General features: G+C 67.0%; 28 protein-coding genes, 1 tRNA gene and 1 pseudogene. 15 read left to right on the top strand and 15 right to left on the bottom strand.

What is annotated here, in order from left to right; all coding sequences use genetic code 11:
* Positions 1 to 77: pseudogene (locus BST13_RS38820) on the top strand (MspA family porin); the annotation flags it as partial.
* 73 nt (positions 78 to 150) lie between these two features.
* Here the strand turns inward: BST13_RS38820 and mscL are convergent.
* The 3 genes from mscL to BST13_RS31640 all read right to left on the bottom strand — a co-directional run bounded on the left by mscL (position 151) and on the right by BST13_RS31640 (position 1,692).
* Positions 151 to 555, bottom strand: a complete 405-nt coding sequence (gene mscL / locus BST13_RS31630) for a large-conductance mechanosensitive channel protein MscL (RefSeq protein ID WP_083169175.1) — start codon at positions 553 to 555, stop codon at positions 151 to 153.
* Between the two features lie 101 nt (positions 556 to 656).
* The gene (locus BST13_RS31635; protein ID WP_083169177.1) at positions 657 to 1,298 is read right to left on the bottom strand and encodes an SAF domain-containing protein; all 642 of its coding nucleotides are present in this window, start codon (positions 1,296 to 1,298) and stop codon (positions 657 to 659) included.
* A gap of 70 nt (positions 1,299 to 1,368) precedes the next feature.
* On the bottom strand, positions 1,369 to 1,692 hold the full coding sequence (locus tag BST13_RS31640) for an FmdB family zinc ribbon protein (protein WP_083169179.1): 324 nt from the start codon (positions 1,690 to 1,692) through the stop codon (positions 1,369 to 1,371).
* Between the two features lie 122 nt (positions 1,693 to 1,814).
* Here BST13_RS31640 and BST13_RS31645 point away from each other — a divergent pair, with 122 nt between their 5' ends.
* Positions 1,815 to 2,483, top strand: a complete 669-nt coding sequence (locus tag BST13_RS31645) for an HNH endonuclease family protein (RefSeq protein ID WP_245839887.1) — start codon at positions 1,815 to 1,817, stop codon at positions 2,481 to 2,483.
* Here BST13_RS31645 and BST13_RS31650 read toward each other — a convergent pair.
* A complete protein-coding gene (locus BST13_RS31650) occupies positions 2,480 to 2,896 on the bottom strand; it encodes a DUF6463 family protein (protein WP_142282881.1) in 417 nt (138 codons plus the stop codon). The genes BST13_RS31645 and BST13_RS31650 overlap by 4 nt on opposite strands.
* A 14-nt stretch (positions 2,897 to 2,910) precedes the next feature.
* On the opposite strand from BST13_RS31650, the gene BST13_RS31655 reads away from it, so the two are divergent.
* Positions 2,911 to 3,522 (top strand): TetR/AcrR family transcriptional regulator, encoded by a 612-nt coding sequence (locus BST13_RS31655; protein WP_158087226.1) that lies wholly within the window; start codon positions 2,911 to 2,913, stop codon positions 3,520 to 3,522.
* Here BST13_RS31655 and BST13_RS31660 read toward each other — a convergent pair.
* The 4 genes from BST13_RS31660 to BST13_RS31675 form a co-directional block, all read right to left on the bottom strand.
* Positions 3,519 to 4,397, bottom strand: a complete 879-nt coding sequence (locus BST13_RS31660; RefSeq protein ID WP_083169187.1) for a universal stress protein — start codon at positions 4,395 to 4,397, stop codon at positions 3,519 to 3,521. The genes BST13_RS31655 and BST13_RS31660 overlap by 4 nt on opposite strands.
* On the bottom strand, positions 4,394 to 6,220 hold the full coding sequence (locus BST13_RS31665; protein ID WP_083169189.1) for an amino acid permease: 1,827 nt from the start codon (positions 6,218 to 6,220) through the stop codon (positions 4,394 to 4,396). Before BST13_RS31665 ends, BST13_RS31660 begins: the two co-directional genes overlap by 4 nt.
* A 122-nt stretch (positions 6,221 to 6,342) precedes the next feature.
* The gene (locus BST13_RS31670) at positions 6,343 to 7,626 is read right to left on the bottom strand and encodes a PucR family transcriptional regulator (protein ID WP_142282882.1); all 1,284 of its coding nucleotides are present in this window, start codon (positions 7,624 to 7,626) and stop codon (positions 6,343 to 6,345) included.
* A 19-nt stretch (positions 7,627 to 7,645) separates the two neighbouring features.
* A complete protein-coding gene (locus BST13_RS31675; RefSeq protein ID WP_083169280.1) occupies positions 7,646 to 8,233 on the bottom strand; it encodes a 5-formyltetrahydrofolate cyclo-ligase in 588 nt (195 codons plus the stop codon).
* Positions 8,234 to 8,272: 39 nt separating this feature from the next.
* Here BST13_RS31675 and BST13_RS31680 point away from each other — a divergent pair, with 39 nt between their 5' ends.
* The 6 genes from BST13_RS31680 (at position 8,273) to BST13_RS31705 (ending at position 13,129) form a co-directional block, all read left to right on the top strand.
* The gene (locus tag BST13_RS31680) at positions 8,273 to 9,196 is read left to right on the top strand and encodes a UTP--glucose-1-phosphate uridylyltransferase (protein WP_083169193.1); all 924 of its coding nucleotides are present in this window, start codon (positions 8,273 to 8,275) and stop codon (positions 9,194 to 9,196) included.
* 45 nt (positions 9,197 to 9,241) lie between these two features.
* The gene (gene glp / locus BST13_RS31685) at positions 9,242 to 10,501 is read left to right on the top strand and encodes a molybdotransferase-like divisome protein Glp (protein WP_083169195.1); all 1,260 of its coding nucleotides are present in this window, start codon (positions 9,242 to 9,244) and stop codon (positions 10,499 to 10,501) included.
* Between the two features lie 2 nt (positions 10,502 to 10,503).
* Positions 10,504 to 11,157, top strand: coding sequence for a GNAT family N-acetyltransferase (locus BST13_RS31690; RefSeq protein ID WP_083169197.1), 654 nt, complete (start codon positions 10,504 to 10,506; stop codon positions 11,155 to 11,157).
* Between the two features lie 235 nt (positions 11,158 to 11,392).
* Complete coding sequence (gene sepX, locus BST13_RS31695; protein ID WP_083169199.1) at positions 11,393 to 12,481, top strand: divisome protein SepX/GlpR; 1,089 nt, start codon at positions 11,393 to 11,395, stop codon at positions 12,479 to 12,481.
* 54 nt (positions 12,482 to 12,535) lie between these two features.
* Positions 12,536 to 12,608, top strand: a tRNA-Ala gene (locus tag BST13_RS31700).
* Positions 12,609 to 12,682: 74 nt separating this feature from the next.
* Positions 12,683 to 13,129 carry a hypothetical protein gene (locus BST13_RS31705; RefSeq protein ID WP_245839888.1) on the top strand — a complete coding sequence of 149 codons (447 nt, stop codon included), beginning with the start codon at positions 12,683 to 12,685 and terminating at the stop codon, positions 13,127 to 13,129.
* Between the two features lie 18 nt (positions 13,130 to 13,147).
* Here the strand turns inward: BST13_RS31705 and BST13_RS31710 are convergent, their stop codons facing one another.
* Complete coding sequence (locus BST13_RS31710) at positions 13,148 to 13,633, bottom strand: MarR family winged helix-turn-helix transcriptional regulator (RefSeq protein ID WP_083169203.1); 486 nt, start codon at positions 13,631 to 13,633, stop codon at positions 13,148 to 13,150.
* A 453-nt stretch (positions 13,634 to 14,086) separates the two neighbouring features.
* Between BST13_RS31710 and BST13_RS31715 the strand changes: the two genes are divergently transcribed.
* Both BST13_RS31715 and BST13_RS31720 read left to right on the top strand, forming a co-directional pair.
* Complete coding sequence (locus BST13_RS31715; RefSeq protein ID WP_083169205.1) at positions 14,087 to 15,982, top strand: potassium transporter Kup; 1,896 nt, start codon at positions 14,087 to 14,089, stop codon at positions 15,980 to 15,982.
* Between the two features lie 81 nt (positions 15,983 to 16,063).
* A complete protein-coding gene (locus tag BST13_RS31720) occupies positions 16,064 to 17,065 on the top strand; it encodes a GNAT family N-acetyltransferase (protein WP_083169207.1) in 1,002 nt (333 codons plus the stop codon).
* A 27-nt stretch (positions 17,066 to 17,092) separates the two neighbouring features.
* Here the strand turns inward: BST13_RS31720 and lpqN are convergent, their stop codons facing one another.
* Both lpqN and BST13_RS31730 read right to left on the bottom strand, forming a co-directional pair.
* Positions 17,093 to 17,812, bottom strand: a complete 720-nt coding sequence (gene lpqN, locus BST13_RS31725) for an envelope biogenesis lipoprotein LpqN (RefSeq protein ID WP_170064364.1) — start codon at positions 17,810 to 17,812, stop codon at positions 17,093 to 17,095.
* Positions 17,813 to 18,117: 305 nt separating this feature from the next.
* Positions 18,118 to 18,369: a hypothetical protein gene (locus BST13_RS31730; protein WP_083169211.1), complete on the bottom strand. Its 252-nt coding sequence runs from the start codon at positions 18,367 to 18,369 to the stop codon at positions 18,118 to 18,120.
* A gap of 128 nt (positions 18,370 to 18,497) precedes the next feature.
* Between BST13_RS31730 and BST13_RS31735 the strand changes: the two genes are divergently transcribed.
* Together BST13_RS31735 and BST13_RS31740 are read left to right on the top strand one after the other, a co-directional pair.
* Complete coding sequence (locus BST13_RS31735) at positions 18,498 to 19,172, top strand: DUF5642 family protein (protein ID WP_245839889.1); 675 nt, start codon at positions 18,498 to 18,500, stop codon at positions 19,170 to 19,172.
* A 28-nt stretch (positions 19,173 to 19,200) separates the two neighbouring features.
* A complete protein-coding gene (locus BST13_RS31740) occupies positions 19,201 to 19,875 on the top strand; it encodes a DUF5642 family protein (protein WP_083169213.1) in 675 nt (224 codons plus the stop codon).
* Positions 19,876 to 19,883: 8 nt separating this feature from the next.
* On the opposite strand, the gene BST13_RS31745 is transcribed toward BST13_RS31740, so the two are convergent.
* Both BST13_RS31745 and soxR read right to left on the bottom strand, forming a co-directional pair.
* Positions 19,884 to 20,480, bottom strand: a complete 597-nt coding sequence (locus tag BST13_RS31745) for an alpha-ketoglutarate-dependent dioxygenase AlkB (RefSeq protein WP_062829552.1) — start codon at positions 20,478 to 20,480, stop codon at positions 19,884 to 19,886.
* Between the two features lie 33 nt (positions 20,481 to 20,513).
* Complete coding sequence (gene soxR / locus BST13_RS31750) at positions 20,514 to 20,945, bottom strand: redox-sensitive transcriptional activator SoxR (protein WP_083169215.1); 432 nt, start codon at positions 20,943 to 20,945, stop codon at positions 20,514 to 20,516.
* 48 nt (positions 20,946 to 20,993) lie between these two features.
* On the opposite strand from soxR, the gene arcA reads away from it, so the two are divergent.
* A complete protein-coding gene (arcA, locus tag BST13_RS31755) occupies positions 20,994 to 22,199 on the top strand; it encodes an arginine deiminase (RefSeq protein ID WP_083169217.1) in 1,206 nt (401 codons plus the stop codon).
* Between the two features lie 67 nt (positions 22,200 to 22,266).
* Here arcA and BST13_RS31760 read toward each other — a convergent pair whose 3' ends face one another.
* Both BST13_RS31760 and BST13_RS31765 read right to left on the bottom strand, forming a co-directional pair.
* A complete protein-coding gene (locus BST13_RS31760) occupies positions 22,267 to 23,118 on the bottom strand; it encodes a hypothetical protein (RefSeq protein WP_083169219.1) in 852 nt (283 codons plus the stop codon).
* 196 nt (positions 23,119 to 23,314) lie between these two features.
* The gene (locus tag BST13_RS31765; protein ID WP_083169221.1) at positions 23,315 to 24,865 is read right to left on the bottom strand and encodes a dolichyl-phosphate-mannose--protein mannosyltransferase; all 1,551 of its coding nucleotides are present in this window, start codon (positions 24,863 to 24,865) and stop codon (positions 23,315 to 23,317) included.
* 24 nt (positions 24,866 to 24,889) lie between these two features.
* Here BST13_RS31765 and rsmI point away from each other — a divergent pair, with 24 nt between their 5' ends.
* Positions 24,890 to 25,726 carry a 16S rRNA (cytidine(1402)-2'-O)-methyltransferase gene (gene rsmI, locus BST13_RS31770; protein WP_083169223.1) on the top strand — a complete coding sequence of 279 codons (837 nt, stop codon included), beginning with the start codon at positions 24,890 to 24,892 and terminating at the stop codon, positions 25,724 to 25,726.
* Position 25,727: the final 1 nt, after the last annotated feature.

Raw genomic sequence — 25,727 nt, forward strand, 5'->3', positions numbered from 1 at the left:
TGCGTCCGTTCGCCCGTCTGATCGCCTCCACCGGTGACAGCGTCACCACCTACGGCGAACCCTGGAACATGAACTGACATCTCCAGGCGACACACGGCGGCCCCCGGATTCCTCCGGGGGCCGCTGTCGTCGTCGCCGATGAGTGCGGGGCTAGGACGGCTTGTTCTCGCCGTTCTGCTTGGCCTGTGCGGCCAGCAGGTCGCGGATCTCGGTCAGCAGTTCGGCCTCGGTCGCGTCGGGCTCGGGCGCGGGGCTGCGGCTACGCCACGCGTTGTACGGCATGACGATCAGGAAGTAGACGACTGCCGCGATCAGAACGAAGTTGACGACTGCGGACAGCAGGATGTTCAGATCGATTGCCTGATCGCCACCGATCGGGATCCGCAGGATGCCGTAATCGGATTCTTTGCCCGCACCGATGCGGTTGATCAGCGGGGTGATGATGCTGTCGGTGAATTTCGTGACGAGCGCGGTGAACGCGGTACCGATGACCACAGCTACCGCCAGGTCGACGATGTTGCCGCGCATCATGAACTCTTTGAAGCCTTTTAACATGCGGGGACCCTTCCTGCAGTGACGAGTGTTAGTGCAGACAAGCGAACACTAACCGAGGTGCACAGGTGTCAGCAGAGTTCGGTCGTCGCTGGTCTGCACCGCTAATGCAACACAACGGTCACGGCTGCGACCAGGCTTGCTGCGGCCACATCGTTGGCGGGCCGCGCGGGCAGGGCCACCAAGGCGACCCGTTCGCCGCCACCCTTGGGCTTCTCCGACACCAGCACCACCACTGCATCCGTGGCGATCACCTGCGGCCGGGATTCATCGGTGTCGCCCGCTGTCAACACGTCGACCACGTCACCGGGCCGGAGCAGGTCGAGCACGGCGGTGTCCTGCAGCTGCAGCGGCACGATCCTGGCGTCCGGTCCCGCTGCGGATTTGGTGAGTCGGGGCCCGAGCAGGCGCACGTCGGTGAGCACCTCGCCGCGGCGGGCCGGCCCGGCGACAGTGGCGCCGATCAGTGCCGTGAGGTCGGTCTGGGCGCCGTCGGGCAGGGTGTCGGAGCGACGGCTCTCCATTCGGACGTCCTCGGCCGTCAGCGTGACGCCCGGTTTCAGGTCGTGGGTGGCCACCGCGATCTGGGCCTGCTCGCCTCTAGGATCGGCGCGCACGGCGGCGACGGCGGCAAGCACCACCAGGCCCGCGGCTGCGGCGCGGCGGGCGGCGACCGTACGAGTCCAGTCCGGGCGCAGCGCAGCGCTCAGCCGGCGCAGTGCCGAAGGGTTGAGGGATTCGGCCATGGCGTCACCGTAGGCGCCGCGATGCGACGCCGGAACGGTGTCGTGGCCGGCCTGTGGATAACTCTGCGGGTCAGCTCGACGCGGCAGCGGCCGGGGCGGAGCTGGAACTGCTCGACGAGCTGCTCGAGCTGCTGGAGGACGTGGAAGAAGACGCCTTCTCCGACGAGCTGGAGCTCTCCGAGCTCTTGGTGGAACCGTTGGACGAGCTCTTGCCCGACTCCCGGTTGTCGGTGCGGTAGAAACCGCTGCCCTTGAACACCACGCCCACCGAGCCGAACAGCTTGCGCAGCTTGCCGGAGCACTTCGGGCAGGTGGTCAGCGCATCGTCGCTGAACGCCTGCACCGCGTCGAACCGATTGCCGCACTCGGTGCATGCATAGGAATAGGTAGGCACGAAAACCTCCGACTAAGTCAATCTTGTTAGCACTCTACCGGCTCAAGTGCTAGAACCGCTATGTGGGTCGGGTCATTCCCCCGCGGCGACGTATGCGCACCGGGTGGGCGACGGTAATCATTGTGGTCCTCGCGGTCATCACGGTGCTCGGGGTGGCATGGCTGCAGCGGCCCGACGATCCCGTTCCACAGGCGGGCGTTCCGACCGCGGCGCAGGGCACACCCGACTACGACCAGGCTCGCGCACTGCTGTCGCAGCTTCCGGTCAAGGGCTGGGACCGGCGCAGCGATTTCTCCCGCGCGGCGTTCGGTGAGGCGTGGAGCGACGACGTCGATGTCGAGTTCGGCCACAACGGCTGCAACACCCGCGACGACATCCTGCGTCGGGATCTGGCCGCCCTGGTGGTGCGTCCGGGCACCTGCTACGCGCAGAGTGGGACGCTGCGCGATCCCTACACGGGTACCGGCATTGCCTTCGTCCGAGGCCCGGCCACCTCCGGTGCCGTGCAGATCGATCACCTGGTGTCGTTGTCGGACGCGTGGTACAAGGGCGCGCGGCGCTGGGATCCGCAGCGCCGCAAGGATTTCGCGAACGATCCTCGGAATCTTCTGGCGGTCGGCGCACAGGTCAACTCTGACAAGGCCTTTCGTGACGCCGCGAGTTGGCTCCCGCCGGAGGTGGGCTTCCGGTGTGAGTTCGTCGCCCGCCAGATCGGCGTGAAGACGACATACGGGCTGTGGCTGTCCGACAAGGAGAAGCGGGCGATGTCTGCCGTGCTCTGGAGTTGTTAGATGTTGGCGGGCAGGGCTTTCCGATCGTGGCCGGACTCTCCGGCGATGATGAGCGCGCCGACCGTCAGGATGGCCCATGCGCCCGATTTCGGAACCATGACGCCGAGGAAGCAGGCCCACGCGACGATGATCCAACCGAGCCAGACGGGTACCGGATACCCCCTGCGGGTCATGTGCAGCACGAGCTGTCCGATCAGCCCGAGTGGCACCCCGAAACTGCCGGGGCTGAACCAGAATGCCTCTGCGACTGCCACGCGGTCGGGCGGCGGATCGAGCGTCACGGTGTTGGCGACGCCTTCGTCGAGGATCTGCGACCACACGGCTTTGCGTTTCAAGGCCGCTGCCGACACATGAAAACCAGCGCCGGCTACGGCCAGGCGACCGCCCCAGACGGTAATGTTTCGGTTGTTCACATTGAAGGATGTTAATGACGTTCACATCTGGTCGCAAGACCTATCACCACGGTGATCTGCACCGCGCGCTGATCGTGGAGGCACGCGCGCTGCTCGCGGAGACCGGGACCACCGGTGTCACGCTGCGTGCGGTGGCCGCCCGGGCCGGTGTATCGCCAGCCGCGTCGTACCGGCATTTCGCCGACAAAGAGGCACTGCTGGCCGCCGTGGCCACGCAGGGGTTCGACGATCTCACCGCCAAGGCGAAACTGGTCCGCAGCCAAGGGGCGCCCGGCATCCCCACGCTGCACCGGATGACCTGTGCCTACATCGAATTCGCGATGGCCGAACACGCGTTGTACCGCCTGATGCGGGGGCCCGAGCTGCGTGACCGGACGCGGCATCCCGAGCTCGCCGAAGCCGAGGTGCGGTTGCGGGTGGAGGCCGAGGCGGCACTGCGGGATGCCCGCGACGCCGGTGAGATCGCCGACCTGCCGCTGGAGGACGTCACGCTCACCATTCACCTGATGATGCACGGACTGGCTGTCGCGGCAGGCGACGGGCAGGTGCCCGACACCAGCGCGACAGCCCTGTCCGAGCGGGTCATGACGGTCCTCGACGCGGGGCTACGCCCGCGGCGCGGCTAGCGGCGCGGAACGATCATCACCGGGACCGGCGCATGACGCAGGATCTTGGCCGCTGCCGAGCCAAGGAACACCTGCGCCGACTGCGCAGCCGCGCCTGACCCGAGCAGCAGCATGTCCCCGGCGTCCCACGACACGCTCTCCACGGCCGAGTTCCAGTCGTGTCCCGCGCCCACCACCACGTCTACGTCGGGAACCGTCATGTGTTCACGAATATCGTTGAGCTGCTTGGTGATATCGGCGATGGTGCGTCGTGTCCACTGTTCCACCACCAGATCCTCCGCCGAGGACTCGATGATGCCGCGGAACGCCTTGGTGTTGCGCACGGTGAACGATACGATGCGCAGCTTCGCCGACCACTTCTCGGCCAGTTCGGCGGCCGCCGGGATGAGCCCGTTGACGTCGGCCTCGCCGCCGTAGGACGCGGTCAGCCTGCGGATCCGCCCGGTGTTCTGCGGGTAGCCACGGGGTGCGATGGCTACCGGCACCTCTGCGGTGTGCACGAGCCGTTCGGTGACGCTGCCCAGCGCGACCCGGCCCAGCAGGCCCGAGGACGACGACCCGACCACCACCAGATTGGCCTGGTTGGCCACCGCCAGCTCGATCAAACCCGTTGGGACGGAACTGGAGTGGTGCACCGTGGTGGGAATGTCGACGTCCTTGGGCAGCCCCGCCACAGCCCGGTCCAGCGACTGGGTGGCCTGTCCGGTGATGTACCGCAGGTACTCCTCTTCGACCGGATCGCCCCTGGGCGGCCACGGCCGTTCCACCACCGCTGCGGCGACCACCTTGTCGCCGGTTGTGCGGGCGAGCTGTGCGGCCAGGTTCAGCGGGGCACTGCCCTGACTGCTCGCGCTGAAGGCGGCCAGGATGGTCACGACGCGGGTTCCTGTGCCGCGGTCCGCGCCACCACGTGGGTGACGGGGATCTGGTGCTCGGCGCGGGCGCGGTCGACCACGTCGAAGCGATCCCACACCGAATCCTCCGGTGGCAGTGTCGAGATCACGATCTGGTCGGGATGGAAGGCGTCGACTGCCGCCGACAGGGCGCGCAGCGGGCGGTAGTCACCCAGTTCGCCGTTGGCATCCAGGTCGTCGGCGCGCAGCGTCTGCAACGTGTCGTCGAGCCGTTGCTGGGCAACCTGTTTCGTGGCCTCCCAGACATCCAGCGGTCCGTGGCTGGCCGCGGCGCCGGTCTCGATGGGGCTGGCGGGCACCACCACGTAGTAGGTGGCTTCCCGGTCGGCTCCGATGCGGCGCAGCTCGTCGAGCAGCTCGCTGGACTGCACCGTCTGGTTGGCCAGCACCAGCACGCGGTGCGGATGTTCGGTTGGCGCGACGCCGGCCACCTCGGGCCGGGAGCTCAGGTACCACCGGTTGGCCACGTACAGCACGATCACCACGGCCCAGGACAGCAGGCTCAGGGTCAGGGCGCTGCGGTTGTCGCCTCCCTGGACGAACATCTGCACGAGGATGGCGAAGATCCCGGCGGCGGTGAGAATCGACAGGATCGGGAACAGCCACATCTTCACCTTGAGCTTGTCCGGTGAGGTGCGGTAGCGCAACACGATCTGAGACACCGCGATGAGCAGGTAGACGAACAGGATCACCGCGCCGCTGGAATTCAGCAGGAACGCGAAGATGGTGTCCGGCCAGAAGGCTGCGGCAATGACGCACAGGAGGCCGATCACCGACGAGGTCAGGATCGCCGGGGCGGGAACGCCGCGGCGGGTGACCGCGACCAGTTGCGGCGGCGCCTCGCGGCGGGCGGCCAACACGAACAGCATCCGCGATGCGGTGTACATGCCGGAGTTCAGGCAGCTCAGCACGGCGGTGAGCACCACGGCGTTCATGATGTGGTCGGCGTAGGGGATGCCCATCTCGGTGAACGCCGACACGAAGGGGGACGCCGCGACCTGCTTGCTGTTCCACGGCAGGATCGTCACCAGCAGGAACGCCGAGCCGACGAAGAAGATTGCGATACGCAGGATCACCGAGTTGGCGGCCTTCGCCACGGCACGTTCCGGATCGGATGATTCTGCGGCCGCGATGGTGGCGATCTCGGCGCCCACCATCGAGAAGATCACGGTGACGACGCCGACCGTGACGGCTGCCGGGCCCAGCGGGAAGAAGCCGCCGTGCGACGTCAGATTCGAGAAGTCCATCGACTTGTGCGGCCAGACGCCGAAGACGAAAAGCCCGCCCAGGACCAGGAACACGATGATCGCGGCGACCTTGACGCCGGCGAACCAGAACTCGAACTCGCCGAACGACGACACCGAAAACAGGTTCGTCGCCGTCATCGCGACGAGGAGCAGCAACGCCGTCAGCCATATCGGGGCGGCCGGGATCCAGTACCGGATGATCTTGGCGCCGGCGATCGCCTCGAAGCCCACGACGACCACCCAGAAGTACCAATAGAGCCAGCCGACCGAGAAGCCCGCCCAGTTGCCCATCGCGTTGCGCGCATAGTCCGCGAACGAACCGGTGGACGGATTGGCCACCGCCATCTCGGCGAGCATCCGCATGACCATGATGATCAGCACGCCGGCAAGCGCGTACGTGATGAAGGAGCCGGGGCCGGTGTCCTTGATGACCACACCGGATCCGACGAACAGTCCGGCGCCGATGACGCCTCCGATAGCGATCATTCTCAGCTGTCGCTGGCTGAGCGCCTTTTTCAGCGCTGGTGCTTCACCCATTACTGACTCTTCCACGAGGAGTGATTCATGTCACAAGCTGGTAGAAGAGGAACGCTATTCCTTCGGATGGCTAGGGATGGTTGAAATTGGGCTCGAAATTGTCCGAAAGTTTCCGCGCGCGTTCAGACAGCTGTCGGACGGCCGCCGCTCGGCGTGTGCGGCCGATACAGTCCGGCAAACCGGGCCAGCCGGATGCCGAGCATCAGCTCGAACCGGATCTCGCCGTCACCCAGATCGCCGCCGATGGCCTCGGTCAGTTTCTCCAGCCGGTAATACAGCGTCGAGCGGTGCAGGTAGAGCTCCTCGGCGGTGCGGCGCGCATCGCCACCGGTGGCGAGGTACACCTCCAGGGTGTGGATCAGGTCGTCGCGACGCGCGTCGATCAGGGCGACGATGCCGGGGTGGATCAGCTCGATCAACCGGTCGGAGCCGTAGGCCTCGGCAAGCAGCGCCAGGGTTCGCCAGGACCCGAGCTTCGACCACGCCGTGACCTGCTGATCCGACGCACCGATCTGTCCCAGCCGCAGCGCCGTGCGGGCCTGCCGCAGCGCGACGGCGGCCTGCGTGATCGGCAGCCGCTCGGTCGATGCGCCGATGACGGGCCGGATGCCGTAGCTGGCGGCGATGGCGTCGGCCACGACCTCGGCTGCGGTATCGGCGACGTCGAGGCTCGGAGCGGGGGAGACGGTGTTCGCTGCGCGACGCGCCACTGCCAACACCGTCGTCGGCGTGCCGGCCACGGTGAACCACTGCCGTGACCGGTCTGTCGCGGCCAGCCGCAGCCGCAGTGCCATGGTGTGGTCGACGGGATCGCCCGCGCCCGGCGTAGCCGGTTCGAACACGAAAACGCTCACGGTGCTATCGGGTTGGGCCATACCTCTGGCTTGCAGTTCCCGAACGGCCTGTTCGGCCTGTTCGCCGGGCGCGGCGCCGAGCAACCGCGTGAGCGCTGTCTGCTGGGCGGACTCCTCCGCACGCAGCGTGGCATTACGCCGGTCGAGGATGGCCAAGAGGTCGGCACCGGCTTGCTCGGCGAGCCGCTGGCCTTCGGCCGACAACGCCCCGTCGCGGTCGAGGATCCACAGGTAGCCGAAGCGCTCGGTCGCCGTGCGCACCGGGACGCAGTACCGGGGCACCAGCCCGTGCTGCGGGAAAGCCGGGGTCCACATCGCCGAGGTCGCGGTGCCGATCCCGACGCCGAACAGGTCGGCCTTGACCTCGGCGCGGGTCTCGCGCAGCAGCACGCTGTGCACGCGGACATCGTCGAGTTCACCGAGCTGACGACTGTGGGTGATCGGGTGCAGCTCTTCGTCGTCGAGCAGCACGGCGCGGCCCAGGGATTGGGCGAGCACGTCGACGATCAGCTGCATGCGGGCGCTGAAGTCAGCGCTCACCGGCTCGGGCACCCGCTGATTGTCGTCCAGCTCACCGGGCAAGGAGGACGACACCCCCTGTCGGCGTCACCGCGTGCGTCATCCGGATGTCGTGGGGCTCGGCGGGCAGCTCGTCGAGCAGTTCGTCGTCGCGCACCACGGCGACCAATTTCGTCTCCGCGCGCGCGGCACCCAGGGTCCGGTCGTAGAAGCCCGCGCCGCGCCCCAGCCGCGCGCCGGACCGGTCCACCGCCAGCGCAGGCACCAGGATCATGGCCGCTTGATTCACCGTCTCGGCGGGTAAATAGGGAGGTGCAGGTTCGCGCAGGCCGAAATCTGCCGACCGCAGGGTGCCAGGCTGATATTCGGCCCACTGCAGCGGCAGCGGAACTCCGTCGGCGCCGTTGCGGGCCACGGGGAGCAGCACGCGGCTGCCGAGTTCGAGCAACCGATCAAGGAGAGCTATGGAACCCGGTTCGGAACCGACCGGCACGTACGCGCACACGGTCTGGCCCGGGCCGACGAGTCCGGGGAGCCAACCGCACAGCGCCTCGGCCTCCGCGGCTCGTAGCTCCGGCGGTACCGCGCGTCGCGCTTGCAGGAGTGCGGCTCGCAGCTCACTCTTCGTCGGTGGGGTCACAACCTCCACCATTTCAGAACGCGCGTTAGGGTGTGAATGATGACCACGTCTGCTAAGCCGCCTGTGCTGCCTATTCCGTACACGGCGGTTGTTCCGGCTGCGGGCCTGGGGACACGGTTTCTCCCCGCCACCAAGACGGTGCCCAAAGAACTGCTGCCGGTGGTCGACACGCCGGGCATCGAACTCGTCGCCGCCGAGGCGGCGGAGGCCGGTGCCGAGCGGTTGATCATCGTCACCTCAGAAGGTAAGGACAGCGTCGTCGCGCACTTCGTCGAGGACCTGGTGCTGGAGGGCACGCTGGCAGCCCGCGGCAAGGTGAAGATGCTCGAGAAGGTGCGTCGCGCGCCCGCTCTGATCAAGGTGGAATCGGTCGTGCAGGCCGAGCCGCTCGGATTGGGCCACGCCGTGAGCTGTGTCGAGGCGAGCCTGCATCCCGACGAAGACGCCATCTCCGTGCTGCTGCCCGACGACCTGGTGCTGCCGACCGGCGTCCTGGAGACGATGTCGCGGGCCCGGTCCAAGCGCGGCGGCTCGGTGCTGTGCGCGATCGAGGTGCCCGGTGACGAGATCAGCGCCTACGGCGTGTTCGACGTGGAACCCGTTGCCGACTCCAACAATCCGAACGTGCTGCGGGTCAAAGGCATGGTCGAGAAGCCCAAGCCCGAGGATGCTCCGTCGCATTACGCCGCGGCCGGCCGCTACGTGCTGGACCGGGCGATTTTCGATGCGCTGCGCCGGGTGCCGCGTGGAGTGGGCGGCGAGATCCAGCTCACCGACGCCATCGCGCTCTTGATCGAGGAAGGCCATCCGGTGCACGTGGTCGTGCACCGCGGCGCTCGACACGACCTGGGAAATCCCGGCGGCTACCTGATGGCTGCGGTTGACTTTGCGTTGGAACGCGACGACTACGGCCCCGAGTTGCGGCGGTGGTTGGTCGAACGGTTGGGCCTGGCCGAGCACTAAGAGCAGCGCGTCGGGCCCGGTAGAGACGGGATAGGAAGGCGTGTTGTGCGTTCGGTGGAGGAGCAGCAGGCCAGGGTGGCCGCCGCCGCGGTGGCGCCTCGGCCGGTGCGGGTGGCCATAGCCGAAGCGCAGGGGCTGATGTGCGCGGAAGAGGTCGTGACCGAGCGGCCGATGCCGGGGTTCGACCAGGCCGCCATCGACGGCTATGCAGTGCGCAGCGTCGACGTGCTCGGGGTGAGCGACGACGGCGATGCCGACGAGAGCAGCAACGGCGAGATCAGCCTGCCGGTGATGGGTTTGATCGAGGCAGGGGCACGGACTCCCAGCCGGCTGCAACCACGGCAGGCGGCCCGCGTGCAGACCGGTGCGCCCATGCCGACACTCGCCGACGCCGTGTTGCCGCTGCGGTGGACCGACGGCGGGCAGAACCGCGTGCGGGTGTTGCGGGGTGTGCGGTCCGGGGCCTACGTGCGGCGTACCGGCGACGACGTGCAACCCGGTGATGTCGCGGTGCGGGCAGGCACCATCATCGGGCCCGCGCAGGTCGGCCTGCTTGCCGCGGTCGGCCGTGACCGGGTGCTGGTGCACCCGCGCCCGCGGCTTTCGGTGATGTGCGTCGGCGGTGAGTTGGTCGACGTATCCCGTACCCCGGGCACCGGGCAGGTCTACGACGTCAACTCCTATGCGCTGGCGGCGGCCGGGCGCGATGCCGGAGCCGAGGTCAACCGCGTCGGCATCATCAGCACCGATCCCGGCGAACTGCGGGAAACCGTTGAGGGCCAAGTGAATCGGAACGAGATCGTGGTGATCGCCGGAGCGGTCGGCGGGGCCGCGGCCGAGAGCGTGCGTATGGTCCTCGCCGAGCTGGGCGAGATGGAGGTGGCCCGTATCGCCATGCATCCGGGCTCGGTGCAGGGCTTCGGGCAGCTGGGCCGTGATCGGGTACCCGTGTTCTTGTTGCCCGCCAACCCGGTGAGCGCACTTGTCGTATTCGAGGTGATGGTGCGTCCGTTGATCCGGTTGTCGCTGGGTAAACGCCAACCGATGCGGCGGGTGGTGCAGGCCCGCACGCTGTCGCCGATCAGTTCGGTGGCCGGGCGCACCGGCTATCTGCGCGGTCAGTTGATGCGTGACCAGGACAGTGGTGAGTACCTCGTGCAGGCGCTCGGGGGCACGCCGGGCGCGTCCACCCACCTGCTGGCGACGCTGGCCGAGGCCAACTGTCTGGTCGTCGTCCCGAGCGAGGCCGAACAGATCCGCACCGGCGAGACGGTCGACGTGGCGTTCCTGGCTCAGCGCGGCTAGCGATGACCATCTTTCGTTCGGGTGGGATCCACCCTGGTTGGCCCGACCCACTCGGCCCGTTGCGGGTGCCCGCAGGTGTGGTGAAGCTGCGGCCCGTGCGGCTGCGTGACGCGGCGGTGTGGAGCCGGATCAGGCTCGCCGACCGGAACCATCTGGAACCGTGGGAACCGGTATCGGGCGCGGATTGGACTGTGCGCCACGCTGTTTCGTCGTGGCCGGCGGTGTGCTCAGGGTTGCGCGCAGAGGCCAGGAAAGGCCGCATGCTGCCGTATGTCATCGAGTTGGACGGGCAGTTCGCCGGTCAGCTCACCATCGGCAACGTCACGCACGGCGCACTGCGCTCGGCGTGGATCGGGTACTGGGTGGCCAGTGAGAAGACCGGCGGCGGCATCGCGACCGGGGCGTTGGCACTGGGCCTCGACCATTGTTTCGCCGGGGTGCGGTTGCACCGCGTCGAGGCGACCGTGCGGCCGGAGAACGCGATCAGCCGGGCGGTGCTGGCACGGGTCGGCTTCCGGGAAGAGGGCCTGCTGCGGCGCTACCTGGAGGTCGACGGCGCGTGGCGGGATCATCTGCTCGTCGCGATCACCGTCGACGAGATGAAGGAATCGGCCGCGCAGGCGTTGGTGCGGGCCGGGCGGGCAAGCTGGGCCTGATTTGCCGCCGGACGCTGGCGTTTCCTTGATATTGCACGCAGGGTCGTGGGTTGCGCGGATCCACGACCCTGGACGCAATCTCGCGGTGTCGGCACCGAGCAACCTGTTACTAATGTGACACTTGGGGCTGTTGGTGCTTGTCTCAGTTGAATTACAGGTGTGTAATTGACCTCGGCGCGCCGCCCACGGATGCGCTGGTCACAGACCTAGCCTGATGGGGAAAGGAGCAGGCTTCATGCCAAGCATCCCCCAGTCTCTGCTTTGGATTTCTCTCGTCGTCCTTTGGCTCTTCGTGCTGGTTCCGATGTTGATCAGCAAGCGTGACGCGGTCCGTCGCACCAGTGACGTCGCACTCGCGACGCGGGTTCTCAACGGCGGTCGCAACGCGCAGCGGCTGCGGCGGGGTCCGGCCGCGGGGCACCACAGCGATCCGCACTGGCAACGGTCCGGTGACCACCTCGACGAAGAACTCGACGACGAGTTCGAGGAGGCGAAGCCGGAGCGGTCCGTGGTGGTCGTCGCCGCGGTTGCCGAGCCCGCAGAGCCCGATTACCTCGACGTCGACATCGTCGAAGAGGATTCCGGTGCGCTGCCTGTCAGCACGCTGCAGGCCGAGGAACCCGCGACCGACCAGTTCGAGCACATCGAGGTCGAGCCGGAGATCAGTGCTGCGGCGGAAGCCGAAACCGAGCAGCTGCCAACGGATCTCGACGAGCCGGCGGCGCAGCCCGCCGAGGCCGCCGAGACCGACGACGAACAGGTCGACGACGAGCAGGCCGACGGCACTGCCGACGAGTACGAGTATGTGGCCGATTCGTCGGGTCTGGAATCCGAGCCCGACGAGGACGGCGAGGACGACGCCGAAGAGGCGCCCGCCGCGGCATCGGTGAAAGACTCGCGCAGCCGCCGTTTCGAATCCAAGACCGCCGCAGCGGTGAGCGCTCGCAAATACAAGTTCCGCAAGCGCGTCCTCGCGGTGTTCGCTGCGCTCATGGTGTTCTCTGCGGCCGCGGCATTCCTGCTGACTCCGTCGGCGTGGTGGGTCTTGGGCACCGTCGCCACCATGACCGTGCTGTATCTGGGCTACCTGCGCCGCCAGACCCGCATCGAGGAACAGCTGCGCCGTCGGCGCGCCCAGCGCATGATGCGGTCTCGGCTGGGCGTGGAGAACACCGACGACCACAACCTCGACGTCGTACCGTCCCGGTTACGCCGGCCCGGTTCGGTCGTTCTCGACATCGACGACGAAGACCCGATTTTCGAGCACCTCGACTACGTGCCGTTCACCCGCGAATACGATCTGCCGCGCGCGGCCGGGCAGTAACCAGCCGGTTTCGGTTCCCGGCCCACGGGCTGGTAGCCTTTCCTCTCGGTATCAGGGGCTATGGCGCAGTTGGTAGCGCGACTCGTTCGCATCGAGTAGGTCAGGGGTTCGATTCCCCTTAGCTCCACAGAAAAACCCCAGCTGGTCTGGGGTTTTCTTGTTTCTGGCCGCAGAGCGGGCCGATGCCGGACAATCCAACCCGTGAGTACGCCGGTGTTCGTGGTCGTGCTGGTTCTGGGCATTCTGGGCGTCCAGGTGCTGATCTGGATTCCGATCATCTTCTGGTTCCGGCGGCGTAGCCGGGCTGCCGCCGCGCAGTTGGCGGCCGAGCTGGAATCCGAAGGCGTGGTGCGTGGTCCGGAGAAGGGTGTCTACCGCGGCGCGACGGCGCCCGGGTATCCGATGGTGTGCAACAACGGTCTGATCGCGCTGAGCGGGCGACGGCTGCTGTTCCGGACGCTGACCGGCAAGGCCTTCGAGATTCCGGTCGCCTCGATCAGGGGTGTGCGGCTGGCCAAGGCCTTCAAAGGTGCGGTGGTGGGCGGCCGCGAGCATCTGGTGGTCCAGATCCCCGACGGCGAGGTCGGCTTTTTCGTCACCGACAACCCGGCGTGGGTCGCTGCGCTGACGCCGGCCACGCACCGGTGAGTTAGCGAAACCGTTGGGCTACAGCGGCATCGGGTTGTACAGATCGTCCGCGTAGTCGTCGCCGAAATGGTCGTGCAGCGTGCGCAGCACAGCCGCGCACGCCGCCCGCTCGTCGGCGTCGATGGTGTCGAGCACGCGACTCAACTCCCGGCGGCGCCGCGTGTTGACCTGCTTGACCAGTTTGCGGCCCTGGGCGGTGAGCTCCAACGTGACGATGCTGCGGTTGGTCGGATCCGTGCCGCGAACCAGATGGCCCGAACTGTGCAGCCGGTCGGCCAGACGGGTTACCGACGAGCCGACGACGCCGAGGGCGCGTGCGCAGTCCGATGACGTGGACCTGCCGAGCTCGGACAGTGTCAGCAGCAGCCGGAACTGTGGTAGGGACACTTCGAGCTGCTCGACGCTGCGCAGTGCCACGCCCACCAGGTCGCGCGTTGCGGCCTCGAATGCGACGAGTTCGTCGACCGGTGTCTTCGTTGTCGCAACCTGATTCGCCGTGGCCATGGCGAAAAGTATCCCACGTCGGGGGCTGTTTCAGTTGGCCGGATTTTCCAAAGCCACAGGTTTTGCATAGGACAATATTTGCGATCGTCAATAGTATGACAGCTCTTGGGGCACAACGGGTTACACGGGACCTGACGAGGGTAGCCGTATGACGCGTGCTCCGGGCAGCAGGGTCGTGGGTGACCCATTGCCAGTGAACTGGGAGCACGCATCGAAAACGCTGTGCGCCAAGGCGTAAGGATTGCGTCAAGACGCTTGCCGTATCCCTGGCGGTGTGCTTGCAATGGTCGCCGTGACTCCGACCATTGCCGAGCCGTCATCTGTGACAAATCTGCTCCAGCTTCTCGTTATGCTTGCCGTGCCCGGCCGGGAGCAAACGATCGGCGGGACCCGCTGAACGAGAGGCGCGTTGTGGCCCATCCGACCTCAGTCACCGACCACACGGCCTCCGGGATGGGGCAGAAAGTCACGTTCGCGATCGTGATCTCGGCTCTCGGTGTGGTGTTCGGCGACATCGGGACCAGCCCGATCTACACGCTGCAGACGCTGTTCAACCCGGATGATCCGCATCCAGTTCCGCTCAACGACAACAATGTCTACGGCGTGGTGTCGCTGATCTTCTGGACCGTCACGACGATCGTCACCCTGACCTACGTCACGCTCATCATGCGCGCGGACAACAACGGTGAGGGCGGCATCATGGCGCTGATCACCCTGCTGCAGCGGTGGGGCGGCTCGGCGGGGCACCGCACCGCGATGCTGCTGGCGGCACTCGGAATATTCGGTGCCGCACTGTTTTTCGGTGACAGCATGATCACCCCGGCCATCTCGGTGCTCTCGGCGGTTGAGGGCCTCAAGGTCGTCGAACCCGGGTTGGGGGAGTGGGTGGTGCCGATCACCGCGGTGATCATCATGGCCCTGTTCGCGGTGCAGCGCCATGGCACAGCCGTCGTCGGCCGGTTCTTCGGACCGGTCATGGTCGTCTGGTTCGTCGCGATCGGGGCATGTGGCGTCGGCGGCATCATCACCCACCCGCAGATCCTGCGCGCGCTGTCGCCCACCTACGCGCTGGGATTTGTTCTCGGCCACTTCCACATCGCGTTCTTCGCACTCGCGGCCGTCGTGCTCGCCGTCACCGGCGCCGAGGCGCTGTACGCCGACATGGGCCACTTCGGCCGCAAGGCCATCACCCGGGGCTGGCTGGCGCTGGTGCTGCCGGCGTGCACCTTGAGTTATTTCGGGCAGGGGGCGCTGCTGATCGGTGACGAGAACAACGTCAGCGCACCGTTTTTCCTCCTCGCCCCCGAGTGGGCCAGGCTGCCGATCGTCGTGCTGGCCGCTGCGGCCACGGTCATCGCGTCGCAGGCGGTGATCACCGGGGCCTACTCAGTCGCTTCGCAGGCGGCGCAACTCGGTTATCTGCCGCGCCTGCGCATCGCCCACACGTCGGCCTCCACCATCGGCCAGGTCTATGTGCCGTGGATCAACGGCGTGCTGTTTGTTGGCGTGCTGACGCTGGTGTTCGCGTTCCGCAGCTCCGCGGCGCTGGCCTACGCCTACGGGATGGCCGTCACCGCGACCATCACCATCACCACCACGCTGTTCCTCTACTACGCCCGCACCCGGTGGAACACCCCTATGTGGCTCGTGGTGTTCGGTGGCGGCGGCCTGCTCACCGCCGATCTCTTGTTGTTCGCGGCCAACCTGACCAAGATCGTGCACGGCGCCTGGCTGCCGCTGCTCATCGGCGTGGTGACCTTCGCGATCATGACCACCTGGCAGCGCGGCCGCCACATCGTCACCGCGGCCCGGGAGAACGTCGAGGGGTCGCTCGCGGAGTTCATCGATGAACTGGCTCAGAGCCGGCCACCGTTGCCGCGAGTAGCCGGAACCGCCGTGTTCCTCAACCGCAGCGGCAACACCGCGCCGTTGGCCATGCGCTCGAACGTCGAACACAATCACGTGCTGCACCGGCACGTCATCATCCTGTCGCTGGACACCGAACCCATCCCGCGGGTGCCGGAGAGTGAGCGCCTCACGGTCAACGACCTGGGTCACAGTGATGACGGCATCGTGCACGTGACTGCGCGGTTCGGCTACATGGAACGCCCCAACGTGCCTGCCACGCTGCGCAAGCTCGACCCGTCGCTCACCGAGGGGCCCGTCGACATCGCCGATGCTTCGTATTTCCTGTCCAAGATCGATCTGGTGGCAGGTGAAGCGCCCACCATGGCGAAATGGCGTAAACGGCTTTTCATCGCCACGTCGTACATCACCGCCGACGCCGCGGCGTACTTCAAACTTCCGCTCGACCGCACGGTGATCATCGGCTCACGCATCGAGGTGTGAGTCTCGTCCGGTTTGACCGCGTCCGGCCTCGGCGCGTGGGTATCCGTCGTAGCCTGGTGCCAAGCGAGAACCGGAGGGGACGTGGACGAACTGACCGGAGTCCGCGCCGACGAGTTGGCTGCTCTGGAGTTCTTCGCCGAGTGCCGACTGTCCGATCTGGCTCCGTTGGCCGCGCAGTTGCGACCGTTGGCGGCGGCACCGGGCGAGGTGCTGATGCGGCAGGGCGAGCGTGCGGTGTCCTATTTGGCGATCCGCCGTGGCCGGGTGCAGGTGATCCACACCGGCGAAGACGGGGTGACGACGGTTGCCGAGATCGGCCCGGGTCTCATCGTGGGGGAGATCGCCCTGCTGCGCGACGCGCCACGGTCGGCCACGGTGGTGGCGGTCGAGCCGTTGATCGGCTGGGTCGGGGATCGGGATGCCTTCGCGACGCTGCTCGAGCTGCCCGGCATGCTCGACAAGTTGCTGCGGATAGCGCGGCAGCGGCTGGCAGCGTTCATCACACCGATCCCGGTCCAGGTGCGCAGTGAGGACTGGTTTTATCTACGTCCGGTGCTGCCCGGCGATGTCGAACGCACGCTGAACGGGCCTGTCGAGTTTTCCAGTGAAACCCTTTACCGGCGTTTCCAATCGGTGCGCAAGCCCACCAAGGCGCTGTTGGAGTACCTGTTCGAGGTGGATTACGCCGAACACTTCGTGTGGGTGATGACCGAGGGCGCTCTTGGGCCTGTGGTCGCCGACGCCCGGTTCGTGCGCGACGAGCCCGATTCGACGACGGCGGAGGTGGCGTTCACCGTCGGTGACGACTATCAAGGCCGTGGCATCGGTAGCTTCCTGATGGGCGCCCTGGTCGTCTCGGCGGGATACGTTGGCGTTCAACGATTTACCGCGCGGGTGCTGACCGACAACTATGCCATGCGGCACATACTCGACCGGCTCGGAGCGGATTGGCATCGTGACGACCTGGGTGTGGTCACCACGGAAGTTGCTGTGCCACCGGCTGATACGCTGCCGTTCCCGCCCGAACTCATCGAACAGATCCGCGAGGCCACCCGCCAGGTCATCCGGGCGGTGAGCCAGTGACAGATCGGCGGTATGCGGGCGCCCGAGTCAGGGCGTGATGGTGGTCTGCTCGTCGATCACGCTGGTGGCGTCGAGCAGCGCACTCATCTGGTCCTCGAGCCCATCTGCGTTGAGCTGCAACACATATAGGCCGTCCTGGCCGGGAATCACCACGGTCTTCTGGGCGATCACCCGCTTGGCGCCGTCGCGTACGTAGCCGCCGCCGAATTGGAACGCCTGGAATCCGCCAAGGGTGCTGCTGGAGCCGTCGCCCATCGCTTCGTAGCCGGGCAGGTTCTTGATCTCGTTGGGGGCGTATTCGAGGATCTTCGCGGGGTCGACGTTGCCGGTCAGCTTGGACATCAGCGCGATGACCGACGGCGGATCCGCCGCATACTCGGGATCGTCGGAGACGATGGCGCCCCACGCCCAGTCCGGTGTCTTGTCCCCGGCAGGCGACCAGCCGGGAGGAACCGGCAGATTCAGCGTCGGAGTGCCCGGATCACCTTTGTGGACTGCGGTTTCGACGATGTTGTTGTCCCGGATGTAGTCGACGATCGTGTAGTTCGGACCCGCCGTGGCCGTCGGCGAGGCCTCGTCGTGCATGCCCTTCTTCGCAGCCGCAGTCGTCGTGGTTGTCGTGGCACTGCTCTCCGTCGACTTCGACGTATTGGTTTCCGGTGACTTGTCGGATCCGCAGCCGGCCAGCGCGATGGCGAGCGCCACTGTGGCAACAGCGATGCCGCCGGCCCGGAGGGACTGTGAAATCGAGGTCATCGGCTATCCCATCGGTCGGTCGGCGTCGCGCTGCCGGGCAACGGTCGCCCTTCGGACACGGATTGCACCACAGAACGGTTTGCCGTGCGGCGGCATTCGGTATTTGCCGTGCAGCGATTTCCCAGCCTACGTTGCCTACGCAAGGATATTTCCTTGCGTAGGCAAGTAGTTCTCCGCCCGGTCTTTTCGATTCGAAGTGATATTTGCCACGCCGGTCAAGACCGGCGCTTGCCTGCAGGTGTCGACGGGCTCGCCATCGCTGCGCGAGTCCGCGTCAACTCAGTTCCGTACCGCCATCAGCACCGCGCGGTGAGCAGCACCGTCTGCCTCACCACTGGTAGCGGTTTCACCGAATTCACCGTGCACCGCTCCAGGGGGCCGAGGCCCTGCCGGGTCACCACTACCTGGTATCCGTCCTGCTCCAACTGGGTCATGGTGTCCTGCGCTGACCCGACACCCGATGGTGAGGCCACTGCCGGCGCTGCGAGACCGAGCGTGAACGCGGACAGCGCGCCACCGGTGATCGTCGCATATGCCAACCCATACACTGTCTTGCCTTCCCCGAGTTTGTCGTCGATTGAGCGCTCACTATGTCCAAACCGCCCGCGGCGGAGTTAAATTCCACTGAATCCCAACAGTTGTCGGTGATTCACGACCCAAAAATGAGTTGACAGCCGTGCCAGAAAGAATGCTCATCCGCAAAGTCGCGGCCGCAGCGGCCGTGACGTGGTGCGCGGTGGCATGTGCAGGGTCGCCGGAGTCGGCCGCACCCAACTCGTCGACTACGGTGACGGCGGCCACAGTGAATCCGGCGCGAATCGACCGCGTGCGCAGAGATCTCCCACCGGGCTACGACGTCGCCGCAATAGACAAGCGCATCACACCGATTGCCCTCTGGGGGTTCGGCGGACAGTGGACGGCTGACCCGCCGCAGTGCTCGGCATGGGCCGCCCCGGCGGTGGATCCGGCGACCGCCCGCGGTTGGTCGGGTTCGGGTCCGGGCGGAATCGTCTATGCCGTCGTCGCCCGGACAACGGCCGAACACGATCTGACGCTTGGCGAGCAGTGCGGGGAATGGGCGCTGCGCGGCGGGCACAGCACGGGCACCGTGATGACCGTCGCCGCGCCGGCCATCCCCGACGCCGTCACCATCGGCATGACGACCGTGATTTCGACCGTCGTAGAAGGCGGCAACGAAACCCGTTCGCACGCCGATACGTTCACCGCTGATTTGGGTGAGTTTCACTGCTTCGTCACGATCGTCACCGACCCGGGCTCCCCGGTCCCGCCGCTCGGCCCGGAGTACGCGGCGGATCTGTTGGTGAAAACGGTGTCGGCGATACGCGGCTGAGCCGGTCGGGCCCGGTAAGTTGGCAGCGATGCCGAACCGGAACGTGGTACCTGTCATCGTGGGCGTGGGAGTCAGTGCCTGCGCCTTGGTGGCCTGCAGTCACTCGGACAAGCCGGCGTACCCCAACGCCAACATCGCCAACGTGACCCAGGTGAAGACCGACTTCGGTCCCGATTTCAAGGTCAAGGACGTCGCGCCGACGGGGATCGACCCGAAACTGCTGGCGCCGCAGAAGATACCGCCGGGCATGACGTTCGAGCCCGCCGAGTGCTCGAAGTTCGCCGAAGGCCAGACGTTTCCTGCGGGTCTGAAGGGCAACATGGCGGCCTCGGTGGCCGAGGGCGCGGGCCAGCGGTTCATCGTGCTGGCTGTGGAAACCTCGCAGCCCATCCCGGTCAACGAACCCGGTGACTCTTGCAAGCAGGTGAAGTTCGCGGGGCCGGGCTCACGCGGCCAGGTCGACGTTGTCGAGGCACCCAAGATCGACGGCATACCGACCCTCGGCACGCACCGCGTGGTGCAGACCTCGGTGCAGGGGCACTCCCGCACCGGGGAGCTGTACAACTACGTGGCGAGCTTCGGGCCGTACCTGGTCATCGTCACCGCCAACCCGCTGGTGCTCCCCGACAAGCCGGTCACGCCCGTCGACACCGGGAAAGCGCGCGACCTGCTGACCGCCGCGGTCGCCGCGGTCAAGGGCTGATCAGCGCGTCAATGCACGCCGTGCGGCCGGAACTGGATGCTGATCCGCGGACCGACCAGCCTGCTGGTCTTCGGTATCGAATGTTCCCAGGTGCGCTGGCACGAGCCGCCCATCACCAGCAGATCGCCGTGCCGGTGCTGTAACCGCAACGCATGTCCGCCGCCGCGCGGGCGTAACGCGAAAACCCTTGTCGCACCAAGACCTACGATGGCCACCATGGTGTCCTCGGTGCGGCCGCGGCCGATGGTGTCCCCGTGCCATGCCACGCTGTCGTTGCCGTCGCGGTACATGCACAGCCCGGCGGTCGTGAACGGCTCGCCGAGCTCCCCGCCGTAGGTGTCGTTGAGCCTGCGCCGGATCTGCTTGAGCCGGGGATGCGGGACGGGTTCATTGACCAGGTGATGAAAGCTCACCAGCCGAGGTACGTCGACCACCCGGTCGTACATCTCGCGCTGCTCGGCGCGCCACGGGATGGTGTCCATGAGTTCCTCGAACAGCGAGTCCGCGTCGGGCAGCCAACCGGAACGCAGCTCCACCCAGGCCCCGTTGCCGAGCCTGCGACGTTCCGCGTGCTCGAACAGCGAGCCTTGCAGCGCCAGCTCCATGGCCGCGAGTGTATCGCACAGACGTTCGATGCGTCAGAGGCGCGAGGCTCCCGGGCCCTTCTCGGCCAGCACGTCCCCAGGGTTGGTCAGCAGGCAGGTTTTCAGGCTCAGACAGCCGCAGCCGATGCAGCCGGTCAGATTGTCCCGCAAGCGTTGTAGATGCAGGATGCGGTCGTCGAGATCCTGGCGCCAGCCCGCCGACAGCTTGGCCCAGTCCTTGCTGGTGGGCACTCGATCGGTGGGCAGGGTCGCGAGCGCTTCGCGGATCCGGGCCAACGGGATGCCGAGGCGCTGCGACATCCTGATGAACGCCACCCGGCGCAGCGTCTCGCGTGCGTAGCGGCGCTGGTTACCCGAGGTGCGGCGGCTGTGGATGAGCCCTTCCCGTTCGTAGAAGTGCAGGGCCGATACGGCCACGCCGCTACGGTGGGCCATCTCGCCGGGAGTCAGCTCGTGCGTGTCCATGACACCTAAACCCTACTTGAGGTGGTCGGTGGGTTTAACGTTCTCGTTGTGGCTGATGTGGTGCTGGGCTCAAACTCCGAAGTCGGCACGCTGCGGGTTGCCATCCTGCATCGGCCGGGTCCCGAACTGCAGCGACTGACCCCGCGCAACAACGACGCGCTGCTGTTCGACGGCGTGCCGTGGGTTCCCAGGGCGCAGCAGGAGCACGACGCGTTCGCCGATCTGCTGCGCTCCCGCGGTGTCGAGGTGCTGTTGCTGGCCGACCTGCTCACCGAGGCGCTCGCCAGCGGCGCGGCCCGGATGCACGGCATATCGGCCGCGGTCGACGGTCGCCGGCTGGGTCTGCCGCTGGCACACGAGCTTTCGGCCTACCTGCGGACCTTGGACCCCACGGCACTGGCGCACGTGCTGATGGCGGGGATGACGTTCAACGAACTACCCTTCAGCGAAGCCGAGATCTCACTGGTGCGCCGGATGCACCACGGCGGCGACTTTGTCATCGACCCATTGCCCAATCTGCTGTTCACCCGGGACTCGTCGTTCTGGATCGGGCCGCGGGTAGCCATCACCTCGCTGGCCCTACCCGCGCGGGCCCGCGAGACCTCCCTGACCGACGTCATCTACGCGCATCATCCGCGATTCCTCGGGGTGCGGCGGGCCTACGAATCCCGCTCGGCACCGGTCGAAGGTGGCGATGTGTTGCTGCTGGCGCCCGGTGTCGTCGCGGTGGGGGTGGGGGAGCGCACGACGCCTGCCGGCGCGGAAGCCTTGGCGCGCAGTCTGTTCGACGACGACCTTGCCCACACGGTCCTCGCGGTGCCGATCGCGCAGGAGCGGGCCCAGATGCACCTGGACACCGTGTGCACCATGGTCGATGTGGACGCGGTGGTGATGTACCCGAACATCGTCGACTCGTTGTCCGCGTTCACCATTCACCGCGAGGATCGGGGCGTGCGCATCGACGACGCGGTGCCGTTCGTGCAGGCCGCCGCCGAGGCGATGGGCATCGACAAGTTGCGGGTCATCGACACCGGGCTTGACCCGGTCACCGCCGAACGCGAGCAATGGGACGACGGCAACAACACCCTGGCCGTCGCGCCCGGTGTGGTGGTGGCCTATGAGCGCAATGTCGAAACCAATGCGCGGCTTGCCGATGCCGGCATCGAGGTGCTGGCGATCGCAGCCTCGGAGTTGGGCACCGGCCGCGGCGGGCCACGTTGCATGTCATGTCCGGCGGCCCGGGACCCGCTTTAGGCGTTGAGATTGCGGTCGCATCGCCGATTTCGACACCACGGTCGCGGCTTGCGCTCGACAGCGACCTTCATGTCGAAATCGGCGAGTAGCCGCGTCGGGCAAACGCTTCTTTGACCCTGTGCAGGATGAAGGCCCGGCTGTGTTCGGCGACCACATGGATATCGAGCCAGCCCTCGCGTTCGATGAGTTCGCCCCGGCCGATGTCATACACATATTGAGGCCGGTTCGCGGCGTGGTGAAAGCCGTCGTAGTCCAAGCCGATCTTCGGCTCGTCGTACCCCATGTCGATGAACGCCTCGTTGAAGCCGTCGGTCACTCTGATCTGCGTGCGGGGCTGTGGGTAGCCCCCATCAATGAGCACCAACCGCAGCCAGGTCTCCCGCGGCGACTGCGCGCCTGCGTCCATGAGATCGAGTGCTGTGCGCGCACTTCGTATTCCGCGTAGTCCCGGATACCGCGTCGCCAATTCCAACACCTCTCCGGCTTCGACCCCGGTGGCAGCGCAGAGAGCATCCAGGTGAGCCACCGCGGTGTCGCGGGGAAGAAATCGCGCGAGGTCGAGCGCGGTCCTAAGGGGCGTGGTGACGCGGAGGTCTCCGATCGAGCAGATTTCCTCGGGAGAGATTCGCTCGTCGCGCATCACGATCCCGGGCCTGCGGCGGCCGTGCTTGACGATCAGTTCCACGGGAGTGTCGGCATCGACCCATTTCGCCCCGTGCAGTGCCGCGGCGGCACGCCCGGCGATGATGGCGCGGCGGCCGGTCCACAGCCAGGCAGCAACTGTGTTGACCGACAGCGTCCTGGCGGTGTCCTTCGGCAGATAGACGCGGGGCTGCGCCGACGAGTAGCGCCATCGCAACTGCCCGCGGGTAAGACGTCCTGCGGCGAGGGCCTCCGGCCCGATGAATGGCTCGACCATGTGGGGATGGTCCGCAGCAGAGCCGACGTCTCAGCCCAGCAGATGTCGAGTTCACCTGCCGCTGGGGATGAAAACCGCTTTGTGGATAAGCGGCCGACGACGCCGATTTCGACGCCACGGTCGTGCTGAGCGGCGATTCGCAGCCCTGGTGTCGAAATCGACGGCCCAACGGCCTCGACGCGCAAAGCCAGAAGACCTACCGCCAACTCGGCAGCATGATCTCCAGGTTCCAGGTGCCCTGGGAGATCGGCAGCCCGGTGAGAATCGGGTACATCCAGGCGAAGTTGGTGATGACGAGCGCGACGTAGCCGCACACCACGAGCAGGCCCAGCGTTCGGCGCTCGGCGTTCTGGTTCGGCTTGTGCAGGATGTCGCCCAGGATCAGTGCGATGGCCATCACCATGAACGGCGCCATCACCACGGCGTAGAAGAAGTACATCTGCCGGTCGATGTCGGCGAACCAGGGTAGGAACCCGGCGGCGTAGCCGACGAGCACCACGGCGTAGCGCCAGTCGCGGCGGACGACGGCCCGCCACACTGCCCAGCCGATCACGGGCACGGCGATGAACCACATCGCCGGGGTGCCGACGAGCATCACGGCCTTGACACAGGACTGCGTGCCACAGCCGGGCACATCGTGGTTGTCGATCGCGTACAGCACGGGCCGCAGCGACATCGGCCATGTCCACGGCTTCGATTCCCACGGGTGGTGGTTGCCCGCGGCGTTGGTCAGCCCGGAGTGGAAGTGGTAGGCCGCGTAGGTGTAGTGCCACAGCGAGCGGATGGCGTCGGGCAGTGGCAGCAGGGAGTTCTCGCCGATCGACTGCCCGACCTCGTGGCGGTTGACGGCGGTCTCGGACGCGAACCACGGCGCGTAGGACGCGAGGTACACGCCGAACGGGATCAGGCCGAGTGCGTATACGGCGGGGCCGAGGTCGCGGCGCAGTGTGCCCTGCCAGGGTTGCGGCACCTTGTACTGCTTGCGGGCGACGGCGTCCAACACCAGCGCCATCGCACCGAAGAACACCACGAAGTACAGGCCCGACCACTTCGTCGCGCATGCCAGTCCCAGCAGCACGCCTGCGCCGAAGCGCCACCAGCGCACGCCCAGGCGCGGACCCCACGGCGTCTCTGCGATCCGGCCCTCGGCATAGGCGATGTACATGCGTTCCCGCACCTGGTCGCGGTCGACCATGAGGGCGCCGAAGGCGGCCACCACGAACAGCACCAGGAATCCGTCCAACAGCGCGGTGCGGGCCGCGACGAAGCTGGCTCCGTCGGCGGTCAGCAGCAGCCCGGCGATGGCGCCGACGATGGTCGACCGGCTAATCCGCCGCGCGATCCGGGCCACCAGCACCACGAGGATCACGCCGCACACCGCGCCGGTGAACCGCCAGCCCACCCCGTTGTAGCCGAACAGCGCCTCGCCGATGGCGATCAACTGCTTGCCCACCGGCGGGTGGACCACCAGGCCGTAGCCCGGATTGTCCTCGACACCGTGGTTGAACAGCATCTGCCAGGCCTGCGGCGCGTAGTGCTTCTCGTCGAAGATCGGCGTGCCTGCGTCGGTCGGTGAGCCGAGGTTCAGGAATCGGCTGACCGCGGCGAGCGCGGCGATGACGGCGGTCATCGCCCAGCCCTGCAGGCGGTCCAGCGGCCCGAAGTCGGCAGCCGGGATGACCGGTGCCGGGCTGATGAGCGGAACCGCGTGCTGCGCCGTCGGCGTATCGGTGGCGGTGGCGGTCACGCAAGCGATCGTAGGCTGTCGGGCGTGACACCCGGCAAACTGCTGATCGGCGCGACGCCATTGGGCCAACCATCGGACGCGTCGGCCCGGCTGGTGGCCGCACTCGCCGACGCGGACATCGTGGCCGCCGAGGACACCCGTCGCATCCGCACGTTGGCGCAGGCGCTCGGCGTCACGCCTGCCGGTCGGGTGCTGAGCTTCTTCGACCAGAACGAGGCGAGCCGGGTGCCTGGCCTGGTCGAGGAGATCACCGCGGGGGCGACGGTGCTGGTGGTCAGCGACGCCGGGATGCCGTTGATCAACGATCCGGGCTACCGACTGGTGGCCGCCTGCGTGCAGGCCGGTGTGCCGATCAGCTGCCTGCCCGGGCCTTCAGCTGTGACGACCGCGCTGGCGGTGTCGGGCCTGGCGTCCGATCGGTTCTGCTTCGAGGGCTTCGCGCCGCGCAAACAGGCCGCCCGCATGACGTGGTTGCAGAGCCTGGCCGGCGAACTGCGCACCTGTGTGTTCTTCGAATCGCCGCGCCGGCTGGCCGACACCCTGCGTGACGCCGTCGAGGTGCTCGGCCCGCAGCGGCGCGTCGTGGTGTGCCGGGAGCTGACCAAGACCCACGAGGAGATCAAGCGCGGCACATTGGCCGAACTCGCCGACTGGGCCGCCGACGGGGTATTGGGAGAGATCACGGTGGTGCTCGCCGGCGCCACGCCGACCACCGACCTGCCCACTCTGGTCGCCGAGGTCGAGGAACTGGTCGACGCCGGAGCGCGGGTCAAGGACGCCTGCGCTGAAGTGATCGCCGCGCATCCCGGCGCGCCGTCACGGCGTGAGTTGTACGACGCCGTTCTGCGGGCCAGAGGCTGAC

The sequence above is a fragment of the Mycobacterium aquaticum genome (assembly GCF_002086485.1).
GTDB lineage: Bacteria > Actinomycetota > Actinomycetes > Mycobacteriales > Mycobacteriaceae > Mycobacterium > Mycobacterium aquaticum.

What these genes read in the sequence shown, in the direction of transcription:
- sepX (WP_083169199.1), top strand. Translation starts at nt 11,393, where the DNA reads ATGCCAAGCATCCCCCAGTCTCTGCTTTGGATTTCTCTCGTCGTCCTT.
- BST13_RS31690 (WP_083169197.1), top strand. Translation starts at nt 10,504, where the DNA reads ATGACCATCTTTCGTTCGGGTGGGATCCACCCTGGTTGGCCCGACCCA.
- BST13_RS31710 (WP_083169203.1), bottom strand. Translation starts at nt 13,633, where the DNA reads ATGGCCACGGCGAATCAGGTTGCGACAACGAAGACACCGGTCGACGAA.
- BST13_RS31745 (WP_062829552.1), bottom strand. Translation starts at nt 20,480, where the DNA reads ATGGAGCTGGCGCTGCAAGGCTCGCTGTTCGAGCACGCGGAACGTCGC.
- BST13_RS31680 (WP_083169193.1), top strand. Translation starts at nt 8,273, where the DNA reads ATGACCACGTCTGCTAAGCCGCCTGTGCTGCCTATTCCGTACACGGCG.
- BST13_RS31740 (WP_083169213.1), top strand. Translation starts at nt 19,201, where the DNA reads ATGCCGAACCGGAACGTGGTACCTGTCATCGTGGGCGTGGGAGTCAGT.
- BST13_RS31760 (WP_083169219.1), bottom strand. Translation starts at nt 23,118, where the DNA reads ATGGTCGAGCCATTCATCGGGCCGGAGGCCCTCGCCGCAGGACGTCTT.
- BST13_RS31635 (WP_083169177.1), bottom strand. Translation starts at nt 1,298, where the DNA reads ATGGCCGAATCCCTCAACCCTTCGGCACTGCGCCGGCTGAGCGCTGCG.
- BST13_RS31715 (WP_083169205.1), top strand. Translation starts at nt 14,087, where the DNA reads ATGGGGCAGAAAGTCACGTTCGCGATCGTGATCTCGGCTCTCGGTGTG.
- mscL (WP_083169175.1), bottom strand. Translation starts at nt 555, where the DNA reads ATGTTAAAAGGCTTCAAAGAGTTCATGATGCGCGGCAACATCGTCGAC.
- BST13_RS31665 (WP_083169189.1), bottom strand. Translation starts at nt 6,220, where the DNA reads ATGGGTGAAGCACCAGCGCTGAAAAAGGCGCTCAGCCAGCGACAGCTG.
- soxR (WP_083169215.1), bottom strand. Translation starts at nt 20,945, where the DNA reads ATGGACACGCACGAGCTGACTCCCGGCGAGATGGCCCACCGTAGCGGC.
- BST13_RS31655 (WP_158087226.1), top strand. Translation starts at nt 2,911, where the DNA reads ATGACGTTCACATCTGGTCGCAAGACCTATCACCACGGTGATCTGCAC.